Source organism: uncultured Tissierella sp. (assembly GCF_902479755.1).
GTDB classification, from domain to species: Bacteria; Bacillota; Clostridia; order Tissierellales; family Tissierellaceae; genus Tissierella; species Tissierella carlieri.
Window position 1 is genome coordinate 73,587 of sequence record NZ_CABSQO010000006.1, and the last position, 14,819, is coordinate 88,405.

The following is a 14,819-nucleotide window of genomic DNA, read 5'->3' on the forward strand; positions in this document are numbered from 1 at the left end:
AAGGAGAATTAAAGTATGTACGGTTTATATCAGATTGTGTATTTTACAATAATAGATATTATAAATACTTTAAAATCTCCTTTTTTTATTGCAGTCCTATGTATCATATATTTTCAATATTTAAAGATAGGCAAAATAGAAAAGGAGAATTTAGGTTATAAAAGATCTGCATTACTAAAATTATTTATATCTACTATATTTGGCATGTTTGGAGGAATAATAACGACTGTGGTGTTTCTATACCTAGGTGTTGTCGTCATACCTAAGGATTTTATGTATATATTAATTGTTGCAATTATATTATCCCTTATTAATCCTAGGTATATGTGCTTTTCCTATGGTGGTTCTATAGTGGCCCTATGCAGTCTAATAATAGGATATCCAAAGATCCAAATTTCTCAAGTAATGTCTGTAGTTGCTGTGCTGCATATAGTGGAGAGCATATTGATTCTTCTAGATGGATGGAGAAGCAGGCTTCCAGTTTTTTTTGAAACAAAGAGTGAGATAGTTGGTGGATTTAATATGAATAGGTTCTGGCCCATTCCATTTGTAATATTTATTGGTGATGGCTTGATTCATCCTATTACTCTTATGGCAATCCTTAGCTATGGGGATTACTCTATATCATCATATCCTAGGCAAAAAGTTGTAAAGACATCTGTAGTATTATTCATATATAGCATTATTCTATTATACTTATCAAAAACTATAGAAAATCTTTTTCTGCCACCATTATTTGCCTTATTAGGTCATGAATATATCATTCTGCAAAATAAAATGATTGAAAATAATAAAATGCCTATATTTACTTCTTTTGATAAGGGAGTGAAAGTTCTAGAGGTTCTTCCTAATACAGTAGCACATAAATTAGGAATAAAGACAGGAGATATAGTGCTTAAAATAAATGGTGCTGAAATAAATAGCAATAAGGACTTAGAAGATCTTATGAATATAAAGATAAATAAGCTAAGAATTGAGTTTTTTAACATGAAATCTGGATTATCTGTAAAGAGATATTATGGAAAAAGAAAATCCCTAGGACTAATAATAGTCCCTAGGGATTTTTAATTGAGCTTACTTAAATCTAAAGAGTAAATCATTTCTGTTTTTTCGTTATCAAAAGGTAGCGTTATATTCAAATAAACTAGATTTCTATTTTCATCATAATAAATCTTATCACTAATAAAATGAGCTATATCATTAGTTACTTGATTATTTAGTGAATATTTTTTTAATGTAAAGTCATTTTTATTAATGTTTTTATCTACGTAAACTATATTACTATCTGGAAGTATTTCATAATTTAAAATATTTCCTTCAATCTGACTGATGATATCTTTTGCCTTCATATCATAAACAAATAATGAATTATAGTCATTATCTTCATTTTTTCTTAAATAAGAAATCATATTTTTATTTAAGAATTTTGGATTAGCTCCATTACCTATTGGTTTGAATTTATCCCAATCAGAGGTAATAGATATTTTCCTATTTAGTTCATTATCAGTTTTTTCAACTATTAGAAAATTATCATTGTTGATTATTAAATTTTCTATATTTTTATTGAAAATACCTATAACATTTATGTCATTATTTTTTACATTGTAGGAGTATACTGTAGAATTATCATCATTATTTTCTATTAGATATAAAATATTATCACTATTCCATCTCATTGTTTTAGGATTGAATTTATTTTCAAAAGATATTTTATATGCTCTCTTATCATCCAATGGAATTATATATAGTTCTGATCCATTATCATTTACCTCTATAACAGAAACATAGTGTAGGTCAGAGCTAAATTGTGCAGATGATATTTTGAAATTTGAAGAATAAAGCATAGACTTTTCATTATTTAAAGCACTATAATCCCACAATTGTTCGATGGATTTATTGGTATCCTTATCTAATACTGTTTTTTTATATAAAATGTAATCATTATTTATGTAACCTAAAATATGACCACTATCTAAGGAGGTTGAGATAGATAGTTTTTCTGAATCTATAATATTTCCTGTATTTGCATCAACCTGTGCAGATAAATTTACTAAAGGAATATCTGGATTTTCCTTGTCAAAAATACTATTGTAGGATATATCCCATACTATAGCATCATTTATCCTAATTAGATCGAATATTGGAGTTCCTTTTGTTGACACTTTAAAATGGGATTGTATTTTATTTAGTACATCATTGATACCATATTTAATCTTAAGTGGAGTATAATCATCATAGATTATATTAAACTTTAAATCCTCAATTTTTTTAAGTTTTGTTTTTTTAAGTTCCATAACTACTTGGGGTACTGCTAAACGAAGATCATTCTTATTGGAAATCCCACTAACATGAATATTAATTTCACTGCCCTTTTTTACTATGCTATTTACATTAATACCTGAGTATTCACTTAGCCCTAAGGATGCTAATATTTTTAGCTTATTATTGTTAGTGATGATTTCAACAGAAGGTTCAATAGATTGGAAACTTTTAGAGAAAAGTATTTGTTCGATTTCATATTTGATTTCTTCTTCTTCAAATCTCGCATCGTCAAGAGCTACAGAATCTTTTTCATTAGGATTACAACCGGAAAAGACTAGTGCTATAAATATTGTGACAATTATTAATAAAATTCGCTTCATGAAAGTCGCCTCCTTACTGATAGTTTACTATATTAATCTCATTTCTTCAATATGCTTTTTCATAATAAATCTTTATTCTATAATATATTTATATAATATGCTTTGACAAAAGGATATTATATAATATAATATATTATATGTAGGAACAAATGTTCAAGCAATGAGGTGTAAATATGAATAAATTTAAAATAGAATCAAGCTTTAAACCAACTGGTGACCAACCAGAAGCTATAAATAATTTAGTAGAAGGTATCAATAAGGACCTTAAACATCAGGTATTACTTGGAGTCACTGGTTCTGGAAAGACCTTTACTATGGCGAACATAATTGAGAAAGTTCAAAAACCAACATTAGTCATAGCACATAATAAAACATTAGCCTATCAATTAGCTTCTGAATTTAAAGAGTTTTTTCCTAATAATGCTGTAGAATATTTTGTTAGCTATTATGATTATTACCAACCTGAGGCATATGTACCACAATCAGATACCTATATAGAAAAAGATGCATCAATTAATGATGAGATAGATAAACTACGACATTCCGCTACGGCTGCTTTATTTGAGAGGAGAGATGTAATTATAGTAGCATCTGTATCCTGTATATATGGTCTGGGAGATCCTATAGATTACGAAAATCTTGTAGTTTCCTTAAGGCCAGGTATGATAAAGGACAGAGATGAGATAATGAGAAAATTAATAGATATTCAATATATAAGGAATGATATTAATTTTATTAGAGGAACCTTCAGAGTCAGAGGAGATATACTAGAAATATTTCCAGCCTCATCCAGTGAAAATACAATTCGAATTGAATTTTTTGGAGACGAAATTGATAGGATAGTGGAAGTAAATCATCTGACTGGTGAAGTAATTGGGCTTAGATCTCATGTTTCTATATTTCCAGCCTCTCACTATGCTACAACTGAAGAGAAAGTTAAAAGAGCAATAGAAACTATAGAAGAAGAATTAGATGAAAGATTAAAAGAATTAAGAGGTAAGGAGAAACTCCTTGAAGCCCAAAGGTTAGAACAAAGGACTAGATATGATTTAGAAATGTTAGAAGAAATGGGATTTTGTCAAGGAATAGAAAACTATTCAAGACATTTAAGCAATAGACCTTCTGGTTCTAGACCCTTTACTTTAATAGACTATTTTCCAGATGATTTTTTAATAATAGTAGATGAGTCTCATGTTACCATACCACAAATAAGAGGTATGTACGAAGGGGATAAATCTAGAAAGACAAACTTAGTTGAATATGGATTTAGGCTACCATCAGCATTAGACAATAGACCTCTTAAATTTAATGAATTTGAGTCTATTATAAATCAAATTTTATATGTGTCTGCAACTCCAGGCCCTTATGAATTTACACATACAGAGAATACGGTAGAGCAAATCATTAGACCTACAGGTTTATTGGACCCAATTATAGAAGTAAAGCCTACAGATCATCAGATAGATGATTTAGTAAATGAAATTAGAAAAGTGGTAGATAGAGAAGAAAGAGTATTAGTAACAACTCTGACTAAAAAAATGGCTGAAGATTTAACTAATTATTTCAAAGATATTGGAATAAAAGTTACTTATCTTCATTCTGATGTTGAAACAATAGAAAGAATGGAGATAATCAGAGACTTAAGATTAGGTAAATATGATGTTTTAGTAGGTATCAACTTACTTAGAGAAGGATTAGATTTGCCAGAGGTATCCTTAGTGGCCATATTAGATGCAGATAAAGAAGGATTTTTGAGATCAGAAACATCATTGATCCAGACTACAGGTAGAGCTGCAAGAAATGTCCTAGGAAAAGTAATTATGTATGCAGATAGAATAACTAATTCTATGGAAAGAGCTATATCTGAGACAAATAGAAGAAGAAATATTCAAGATGAATACAATAAAGAACATAATATTATACCACAATCTATAAAGAAAGGTGTAAGGGAAATAATAGAAGCTACAATAGTAGCAGAAGATGAAGCAAAATATGAGGAATCATTCTCTAAGGAAGAAATAGAAGGCATGATAGAAGGATTAGAATCTGCTATGTTAAAAGCAGCCGAAGAATTAAACTTTGAAAAAGCAGCAGAACTTAGAGATAAGATAATTGAATTAAAGAAGAAGCTAAAGTAGAGGTGAAGCAAATGGCAAAGGACGAAATAATAATAAGGGGAGCTAAGGAGAATAATCTAAAAGATGTATCCTTAACTCTCCCTAGAAATAAATTCATAGTTTTTACAGGTTTATCGGGTTCAGGAAAGTCTTCTCTAGCCTTTGATACCATATATGCAGAAGGTCAAAGAAGATATGTAGAATCTCTATCTAGCTATGCTAGGCAATTTTTAGGTCAAATGGATAAGCCAGATGTTGAGTATATAGAGGGGTTATCCCCATCCATTTCCATAGACCAAAAGACCACGTCTAAAAACCCAAGATCAACTGTAGGAACTGTTACAGAGATATATGATTATTTAAGACTATTATACGCTAGAATAGGTACTCCCTATTGTTACAAATGCGGAAAGGAGATATCCAGCCAAACCGTAGAGCAAATGGTAGATAAAATAATGGAATCTGAAGAAAGAACGAAACTTCAGATTCTAGCACCTATTGTTAGAGGAAAAAAGGGTGAACATGTAAAAATTCTGGAGGGTATTAAAAAAGAAGGTTTTGTTAGAGTAATAGTTGATGAAGAAATGTATGATATTGGAGACGAGATAAAACTGGAAAAAAATAAAAAACATACTATAGAGGTAGTAGTAGATAGAATAGTGGTTAAGGAAGGTATAGAGGGCAGATTATCAGATTCCTTAGAAACAGCACTTAAACTTGCAGATGGACTAGTTGTAGTGGATTTTATTGGAAAGGAAAAAGTAATGTTTAGTGAGAAGCTATCATGCCCAGATTGTAATATAGCTATTGAAGAGCTATCTCCTAGGATGTTCTCTTTCAATAGCCCCTTTGGTATGTGTCCTACCTGTAATGGTTTGGGATTTTATAAAGAAATAGATAGAGATTTAGTTATACCTAATCTAGATTTAAGCATAGATGAAGGTGGGATTGCACCATTTTCTAGCTCAAATGAATCCACATATTATTATCAAATTTTTAAAACCCTAGCAGAGGAAAATGGTTTTAGTATAGATAAGCCATTGAAAGATGCACCTGAGAAGTTTATAGAAGAACTGCTATATGGTACAGATAGGGTAATTTCCTTTAAATTTGCTAGTCACTTTGATGAAGAAGGGCTTAGAGATTTTAAGGGGAAATTTGAAGGAATAATTCCAAATCTAGAAAGAAGATATACTGCAACTAACTCTGATTATATGAGAAATAAAATAGATGAATATATGACAGAAAATCCTTGCCCAACTTGTCGTGGAAAGAGATTAAAAGATGAAGTACTGGCAGTAAGAATAAATAAATTAAATATCGCAGAACTAACAGACCTTTCTATCACTAAGGCAATAGAATTCTTTGATAACTTAGTTCTTACAGAAAAGCAACAAATAATAGGACAACAAGTATTTAAAGAAATTAAAGAGAGATTAAATTTTTTAAAGGATGTTGGTTTAAATTATTTAACTCTTTCTCGTACAGCAGGAACATTGTCTGGGGGCGAATCTCAAAGAATTAGACTAGCAACTCAAATAGGGTCTAGTCTTGTAGGAGTAGTTTATGTACTAGATGAGCCTAGTATAGGGTTACATCAAAGAGATAATGAAAAGTTATTAAAGACTCTAAGAAATTTAACTGATTTAGGGAATACATTGATAGTGGTAGAACATGATGAAGACACCATGTATGCAGCAGATCATATTGTGGATATAGGGCCAGGTGCAGGTATTCACGGAGGATATATAATAGCTGAAGGAACAGTTGATGAGATAAAGAATAGTCCCGAGTCCATGACAGGTCTGTACCTTTCAGGTAAGAAAAAGATTGAAGTTCCAGAAAAAAGAAGACAACCTAATGGGAAATGGGTAGAAATAATTGGAGCAGAGGAGAATAATCTGAAAAACATAGATGTAAAGATTCCTCTAGGAGTATTAACCTGTGTCACTGGAGTATCAGGTTCAGGAAAATCTTCTTTAGTAAATCAAATATTACACAAATCCTTAGCTCAAAAACTAAATGGATCAAAGGTAAAACCAGGAAAGTATAAGGATATAAGAGGATTAGAATATTTGGACAAGGTAATAGATATAGACCAATCTCCAATAGGTAGAACGCCAAGATCAAATCCTGCTACCTATACTGGAATGTTTGATCATATAAGAGATGTCTTTGCCATGACATCAGAGGCAAAGATGAGAGGATATCAAAAAGGCAGGTTTAGCTTCAATGTAAAGGGTGGACGATGTGAAGCTTGTAATGGTGATGGAATACTTAAGGTTGAAATGCACTTCCTACCAGATGTATATGTACCCTGTGAAGTATGTAAAGGAAAGAGGTATAATAGGGAAACTCTCCAAGTAAAATATAAAGGAAAAAGTATATCAGACGTATTAGATATGACAGTAGAAGAAGGAGTAGAATTTTTCAAGAATATACCTAAAATATCTAGGAAACTGGAAACCTTATTTGATGTAGGATTAGGATATATAAAGATTGGTCAATCATCAACAGAATTATCTGGTGGAGAAGCTCAAAGGGTTAAGTTAGCCACGGAGTTATCCAAAAGATCTACAGGAAAGACAATATATATATTAGATGAACCAACCACAGGACTTCATGTGGCAGATATTCACAAGCTAATAAAAGTATTAGATCAACTTGTAGAGGGCGGAAATACAGTAGTAGTTATAGAACATAACCTAGATGTTATAAAAACAGCTGATTATATAATAGATTTAGGCCCTGAAGGTGGAGATAAGGGAGGAACAATTGTAACAATAGGGACTCCAGAGGAAGTAGCAAAAGTTAAGAAATCGTATACTGGGAAGTTTTTAAAAAAAGTTTTGGAATAAGTTTATTAAAGGAAAGTTCTAATTAAAATGGATTAGAACTTTCCTTTAATTTTTGACAAAATGCGACATTAAATATCGAAAATTGTATGAACAAATGTATTGACGTCAAATATTAAGATATGATTTAATGAATTTAATAATTAAAGTATTGATTCAATAAATAACTTAGGGCGTATACTAACTTTAAAGTTTTACAGTCAGATGTATATATAAGATGATTTCTTTTCAATGAGGATTCATTCCATTATAGAATCTTAAGTTTCTGTATTAAACGCTGAAAGTTAAATATTAAATTTGGGGTGATATGTTTGGAGGGTGTGATCTTAGAGACTACTTCCGGGGGGATTTTAAAGGAAATAAGAGAGAAATTAAATATTAGTCTATCAGATATTGCAGGGAATGACCTTGATATCGATTTAATTAAGTTAATAGAAAGTGATAAAATTCCCTTGGAAACAGAGAATGCAGAAATAATATGTAAAAATATAAATAGTGTCTTAGAACAGAGAGAGATGGATTTAATAATTGAACCAGAGGATTTATTTGAACCAAGGAGATATTATGCAAAAGAAAGAGTAGAAACCTATATTAGCCAGTGGGACAAGCATAGAAAAGATGGGGATTATATCATAGATGAAGATGATTTAGATGATTTGGAGTTTATTCTAAGCGAATATAATCTTATGGATAAGAAGCTTAAGGCATATGAGCTAATAGGAGATATATATCGTGAAAAGAAGGACTATGAAAACTCTTATATTTACTATCTTAGGGGACATGAATTAATCTATAGATATCCTAATAGAAAATCAAACTATCTGTTGACTATCAAATTAGGGGCAAATTATATATATATGGAAAGGTGTGAGGATGCTGTTTCAGTATTTCAAAATGCCTTAATAAATGTAGATAATATACCTGAAGAATATCTAATATATATATATTATAATTATGCTTTAGCTTATTTCGAATTAAAGATGTATTCATCTTCCTTAAAGATAATTTCAGATTTATTGAGATATACTGAAAGAAAAGATTATGATTTATGGAAGAGAACATATAATTTACAAGGAGTATGTTATCTGGGAATGGGAGAGTATGAAACAGCCTTAAGTAGTTATAATAATGCTCTTCAGGTCTTGACATTTACTGGATACAGTGATTTTAAATATTTAATATATGGAAATATAGCTGAGACTTATACAAAGTTAAAGGATCAAAATCGAGCATATAAGTATTTAGAAGCGATTTTAGAAGATTGGAATGAACTAGATAAGAGTTCATATAATTATTCGCTGATTTGTAATCAATTAGCTATTTCTTATGAAAATCTAGGAGATTTTAAGAAAGCCGAAAAATACTATAAAGAGTCCTTAAAATATGCAAAAGAAAATATTCAGCAGGACTATATTTTAAAAAATCTTACGGCTCTTATGGAATTAAATAAAAAAGCAGATGTCAATGATATTTTAAAAATAATAGAAGAATACTATGAAAGTGTTGTATCAGGCATTAAGATTAATGATAGTCTATTGACAGTCTTTAAATGTTTAAGGACTTGTATTGACAGCTGTGAGTATTTTAAGCTTGAAGGATTAATAGATAGTATAATAAAAATCAAGGGGGAATAATCAAATGAAAAGGAAAAGAATGCTTGTAAGTTTAGTTGTATTGATGCTTTTATTGCTTAATTTGTCTATTGGAGTAATTGCTGGAGGAGCTGGAGAGCCAATTATACCAGAGAAGGGACCCAATGTTTTAAAGGTGGAAACAACTAAGCAGTAGGTGAAACTAAATAAGCAAGAATAGTTTTATAGACGTTAAAATTAATCAATTAAAAAAGAAAACCAAGGTTTTGGTAAAGGTGCCAAAACCTTGGTTTTCTTATAATTTTAATATAATAATCAGTACATTATTTCATGTAAATTGCCTTAAAATAGCTTTTTATTGATTTGTATATATTTACATTTCAATAGTTAGAAATAATTAATTTATTAAATAAATATTGCTATCATAAAATATTTGTTATATAATCAATATAACAAATAAAGCAAGGAGGTAATGAACTTGTTAAAACTTGAAGGCATTTCTAAATCTTATAATAAAGGTGCAATAAAGGCAGTAGATAATATTAATCTAGATATAAAGCCAGGGGAGATATTTGGTTTTCTAGGACCAAATGGAGCTGGTAAGACTACAACTATAAAGATGATAGTAGGATTACTTAAACCAGATAATGGAAAGGTGACTGTAGGAACAGTAGATGCCTGGAAGGAACCACTAGAAGCTAAATCAATGATCTCTTATGTTCCAGATAATCCTGAAATATATGATAGATTAAAAGGGATAGAGTATCTAAACTTTATAGCTGATATGTATGGAATCTCCAAAGAGGAAAGGGAAAAGAAGATGAATTATTATCTAGAATTATTCAATATAAAAGATGCTATAGGTGATATAATAGCTAGTTATTCCCATGGTATGAAGCAAAAGTTAGTTCTTACATCTGCCCTACTAAGTGACCCAAAGTTATTTATCCTTGACGAACCCATGGTAGGTCTAGACCCAAAATCAGCTTTTAATCTTAAAGAGATAATGAGAAAAATGTGTGATGAAGGTAAAACCGTATTTTTTTCCACCCATGTATTGGAAGTAGCAGAGAAACTTTGTGATAGAATAGCAATAATAAATAAAGGTAGAATCGTAGCTATGGGAACCATGGAAGAATTGAGGACTCATGCTGAAGAAAGAGAATCCCTAGAAAATATATTCTTGGAGTTGACTGAATGATGAATAAGATAATTTCATTAATCAAAACCGACTTTAACACTACCTTTGGTTTCTCCTCCATAGCCTATAGTTTTAAAAATAAGAAAAATAGATGGCAGATAATAGTCTTTGGTTTAGCTATGTTATCTCTTTTACCAACCTATTTTATGATGGTAAAGGGCTTAAATGGGATGTACGATATCTATAGTCAAATAGGACAGAAATCTATGTTTTTACTCTCAGGATTTCTAGCTTCGCAGATAATGATATTTCTATTTGGACTTCTCTATGTAATGAGCAAATATTATTTTTCTAATGATTTAGCTCACTTAGTACCATTACCTATTAAACCATCTTATATTTTAGGATCAAAATTTGTAACTCTTATGATAAGTGAATACTTAACTTCATTACCTATAATACTACCATTTATCATTATTTATGGAACCAAGGGCGGAGAAGGTCCTATTTATTGGATATATTCACTATTATTAGCTGCTACACTTCCTATCTTACCTTTAGTATTAGCTTCTATTCTTATAATGGTATTTATGAAGTATACAAATATCGGAAGGAAGAAGGATTTAATTAGGACAATTAGTGCAGTGCTTTTCCTTATAGCTATAGTGTATCTTCAACTTAAAATTCAAACCATAGCACAAAAGGCCATAATGCAAGGAGATAATTTTCTTATGAATCTAGTAGCAGATTCTAATCTCTTAGTGAAGAAATTAGGATTAGGATTTCCACCCTCTCAATGGGGAACATTGGCTTTAGTAAATAATTCTAATATCTTAGGATTAATTAATCTATTATCTTTTATAGGAGTAGGCATCATATCTTTCTTTATAATGATATTTTTATCTGAGAGCTTATTCTTTGATGGACTAATAGGAAATATAGAAGTATCGGCATCTAAAGGAAGAGGAAAAAAATTATCTATAAGAGATTCTGCTAGAGAAACTAAACCATATTTAGCTCTAGCCAAAAAGGAAATTATAATGCTGTTTAAAACTCCAGTGTATTTATTGAATGCAGTTGGAGGAGTGATTATATTTCCAATAATATTAGCAATGTCTAATATGACAGGTGGAGATGAATCTCTGTCAGCAATGATAGATATGCTAGGAGTTGATTCAGGATTAATCGCTTTAGCAGGTATAGGTCTCGTTGTAGCTCTAGGTATGTTAAATAGTATAGGAGCCACTACTTTTTCTAGAGAAGGTAAATGTTTCTGGATACAAAGGACTTTACCTATAAAAGTAGAAGACCAGATAATAGGCAGAGTATTATCATCTTTGGCTGTTCAAGTGTTAGGTATAATTGCTTTATTAGTAAGTTTAATTTTTGTAGTGAAATTAGATATTCTAATTATTCTATTGATAATATTCTTAGGACTCCTAGGTAGTATACCAATGACCCAGATTGGTATGATAATAGATATTCTACGACCAATGTTGGACTGGAACAATCCACAGAAAGCCATGAAACAAAATCTAAATGTATTAATTGGTATGGGTGTAGGTACTTTATATGTGGGAGGACTAGTATTTTTAGTAATTAAAATAATAGATAGGGTAAATATAAATCTTATATATGGATTATTAACTTTAGTATTTGGTATCTCATCAGTGATATTATTTGGGGTGTTAAAAAAGCTAATAACCAAACAGTTTGAAGTTATTGAGTAGAATAAAAAAGGCACAGAAATTTCTGTGCCTTTTGATATTACATAAGTCTTGAATAATATTCAACAACTAATTGATCTTCTATCTCTATAGGAATTTCATTTCTTTCTGGATATCTAACTAGAGTACCAGACATTTTATTTTCGTCTTTTTCTAGGTATGGATATTGATTTAAAAAGAAGTTATTAAAATTCTCTTTAAAAATCTCAATATCTTTAGATTTTCCCTTCAGCTCGATAGTATCTCCTATTTCAACTATATATGAAGGTATATCTACCTTTCTTCCATTCACAAGAATATGTCCGTGAACTACCATCTGTCTAGCTTGTCTAATGGATGAAGCAAAGCCTAGCCTATATACAAGATTATCTAACCTTGTTTCCAAAATTTTTATAAGGGCATGACCTGTTTGCTCCTCAGATTTCTTAGCAATTCTAACATATTTTGAAAATTGTTTTTCCATTACACAATAGTATGCTCTAAGTCTTTGCTTCTCTAATAATTGTCTTCCGTACTCAGTAAGCTTTTTGTCTGCTCTAGATGTTCCTCTAGTGGCTCTATCCATTGCTTTAGGATGACCACAAACATTTAATCCTAATCTCCTAGATTGTTTAAATCTAGGCCCCATCATTTTTGCCAATATTTATCACTCCATCAAAATTATTTGCCGCGATAATTTTGAGCCAAAAATAGTATAACATAAAAAAGCATAGAAGTAAATGATAATTATTATCATTTACTTCTGTTATTCTAATTTATTTTAATTTTTCCGCCATTTCTCTTATTTTAATATCTTCCTCATCTATAGGATCTCCTAAAACAATGCCATGAGGAATTGTCTTGTTATTTTCATCAATGAATACGAAAGTAATGAATCCATCTGACAGTATATCTTTACTGTTATTTTTAGTCATTTTCCCATATACAACAAAGCTAGTTCTTCCAGCCTTTGCTATTCTAGTTTGTAAATTTATTATATCTCCTTTATTACCAGGAGTTTTAAAAGTCAAGCCATGAATATTTACACAAACTATATTCTCAGGTTTTTGCGTAGCCTTAGCACCGCATATAAAGCAGGCTTCTACAAACCATTCTGCTCCTCTTCCTGCAAATAAAGTACCATGATGATTTAAATCCTCTGATTTAACTAATCTAGACACATTAACTATTTCCATTGTCTTTCCTCCTTAGATTTAGATTGTCACAAACATTATAACAAATCATAGATTAAAAGCAAATTATATTTATTATTTACAATCTACATGATATAGTATTAGTATGGTTTTAAATAAAGGTTATGGCTTGTTTAGAGTATCGAAATATATTATAATAATTAGGTTATATATTATAAAAATTAAATATAAGGGGATATGGAATGGAGCAAAGACTTTTACAAGAAAATAAGCTTATTAGAAATAGAATATTGTCTATGATTTTACCTATTACTGGTGAAAATGTTTTGCAAATGACTGCTGGAATTGTACTTATGGCAATGATTGGTAGGATTGATGCCTATGCAGTTGGTGCTATAGGTATAGCAACAGTTCTTTATAGGATATTATGGGGGATATTTAAAGGTATAGCCACAGGCACCTCGGTTTTAGTGGCTCAATCTCATGGAGCAAATAACTATAAAAAGCTAAAATCCATTTCAGAACAATCATTTATAATTTCCATAGGTACAGCTATTATATTTCAGCAATTACTCTTTTGGTTTGCCAAACCATTATTAACAGTATTTAATCCAAATCCAGATTTACTTGCAAATGGAGCATTATATTTAAAAACAATATCTTGGTCGTTACCTTTTGCGGCAGTAATACTTTTAGTCGCTGGTATACTTCAAGGAATGGGTAATGCAAGGACACCTATGATAGCTGTTGGTATATTAAATATAGTTAATATTGCTGCTGGATTCATTTTAGTAACTGGGAAAGCAGGTATTAAGTCACTAGGATTAATAGGTGCAGGATATGCTTATAATATAGCCTATATTACTTCTGCTATATTTGGAATAATTATGCTATTTGGTAAAAATGGAATTATAACTAGTATGGGAGAAAAATTGGAATTTAAGTTTAAATCAGATGAAGCTTTAATGATATTAAAACTTGGACTTCCAACATCCTTTGAAACATCATTTTGGCAAGCAGCATCCATATTTCTTACAAGAGCTATTCTTACTTATGGAGAGCTGGCTTATTCGGCCTATCAATTAGGTCTACAGGCAGAATCTATATCCTATATGCCTGCAACAGGATTTGGTGTAGCAGCAACGACATTTGTTGGTTATGCATTAGGCAGTAGAGACAAAGAGTTAGGTAAAAAATATCTTAAACAATTAATAAGATATACCGTTATTGTAACTATATTTGCTGCAGGTGTACTCCTCATATTTCCTAAACAGATAATGGGACTTTTAGTAAAGGAGCCAGAAGTTATTAGAATAGGTGCTATGTACTTATTTGTAATGGGTGTAGTTCAATTGCCTCAAAATATATCTGGAGTATTAAATGGTGCATTAAGAGGAGCAGGTTATGCAAAGGTTCCTATGATTAATGCAGGAATAGGACTTTGGATTATTAGAGTTCCTTTTGTTATGATAATGGCTTATATATTTAAGGCAGATATACTATGGATTTGGATAGGTATTGGAATAGATATGTGCTTTAGATTGGTATTTTCATACTGGTATTTTAAAAGAAAGGATATTTTTGAAAGTGATGCACTGATTATTGAATAAAA

Annotated in this window: 11 protein-coding genes; 8 read left to right on the forward strand and 3 right to left on the reverse strand. The window is 30.5% G+C overall.

All coding sequences use genetic code 11. The features are described from left to right. The first annotated feature begins 15 nt into the window (after positions 1-15). On the forward strand, positions 16-1,068 hold the full coding sequence (locus tag RDK80_RS05025) for a PDZ domain-containing protein (protein ID WP_094899145.1): 1,053 nt from the start codon (positions 16-18) through the stop codon (positions 1,066-1,068). Here RDK80_RS05025 and RDK80_RS05030 read toward each other — a convergent pair. After that, positions 1,065-2,642, reverse strand: a complete 1,578-nt coding sequence (locus tag RDK80_RS05030) for a hypothetical protein (protein ID WP_094899147.1) — start codon at positions 2,640-2,642, stop codon at positions 1,065-1,067. The genes RDK80_RS05025 and RDK80_RS05030 overlap by 4 nt on opposite strands. 173 nt (positions 2,643-2,815) lie before the next feature. Here RDK80_RS05030 and uvrB point away from each other — a divergent pair, with 173 nt between their 5' ends. The 6 genes from uvrB (at position 2,816) to RDK80_RS05060 (ending at position 12,077) form a co-directional block, all read left to right on the forward strand. After that, positions 2,816-4,780 (forward strand): excinuclease ABC subunit UvrB, encoded by a 1,965-nt coding sequence (uvrB, locus tag RDK80_RS05035; protein ID WP_094899148.1) that lies wholly within the window; start codon positions 2,816-2,818, stop codon positions 4,778-4,780. 11 nt (positions 4,781-4,791) lie between these two features. Further along, entirely contained in the window at positions 4,792-7,617 is a 2,826-nt protein-coding gene (gene uvrA, locus RDK80_RS05040) for an excinuclease ABC subunit UvrA (RefSeq protein WP_094899151.1), read from the forward strand. A 317-nt stretch (positions 7,618-7,934) separates the two neighbouring features. Next, positions 7,935-9,248, forward strand: a complete 1,314-nt coding sequence (locus RDK80_RS05045) for a tetratricopeptide repeat protein (RefSeq protein WP_308523701.1) — start codon at positions 7,935-7,937, stop codon at positions 9,246-9,248. A 4-nt stretch (positions 9,249-9,252) separates the two neighbouring features. Next, positions 9,253-9,402 carry a hypothetical protein gene (locus tag RDK80_RS05050; protein ID WP_308523669.1) on the forward strand — a complete coding sequence of 50 codons (150 nt, stop codon included), beginning with the start codon at positions 9,253-9,255 and terminating at the stop codon, positions 9,400-9,402. A 282-nt stretch (positions 9,403-9,684) separates the two neighbouring features. Then, a complete protein-coding gene (locus RDK80_RS05055; RefSeq protein ID WP_308523670.1) occupies positions 9,685-10,407 on the forward strand; it encodes an ABC transporter ATP-binding protein in 723 nt (240 codons plus the stop codon). Further along, positions 10,404-12,077 carry a hypothetical protein gene (locus tag RDK80_RS05060; protein WP_308523671.1) on the forward strand — a complete coding sequence of 558 codons (1,674 nt, stop codon included), beginning with the start codon at positions 10,404-10,406 and terminating at the stop codon, positions 12,075-12,077. Before RDK80_RS05055 ends, RDK80_RS05060 begins: the two co-directional genes overlap by 4 nt. Positions 12,078-12,114: 37 nt before the next feature. On the opposite strand, the gene rpsD is transcribed toward RDK80_RS05060, so the two are convergent. Further along, a complete protein-coding gene (gene rpsD / locus RDK80_RS05065; protein ID WP_308523672.1) occupies positions 12,115-12,714 on the reverse strand; it encodes a 30S ribosomal protein S4 in 600 nt (199 codons plus the stop codon). A 115-nt stretch (positions 12,715-12,829) separates the two neighbouring features. Beyond that, positions 12,830-13,249, reverse strand: a complete 420-nt coding sequence (locus RDK80_RS05070) for an acyl-CoA thioesterase (RefSeq protein WP_094899159.1) — start codon at positions 13,247-13,249, stop codon at positions 12,830-12,832. Positions 13,250-13,449: 200 nt separating this feature from the next. Between RDK80_RS05070 and RDK80_RS05075 the strand changes: the two genes are divergently transcribed. Further along, positions 13,450-14,817 carry an MATE family efflux transporter gene (locus RDK80_RS05075; protein WP_308523673.1) on the forward strand — a complete coding sequence of 456 codons (1,368 nt, stop codon included), beginning with the start codon at positions 13,450-13,452 and terminating at the stop codon, positions 14,815-14,817. Positions 14,818-14,819 lie beyond the last annotated feature (2 nt).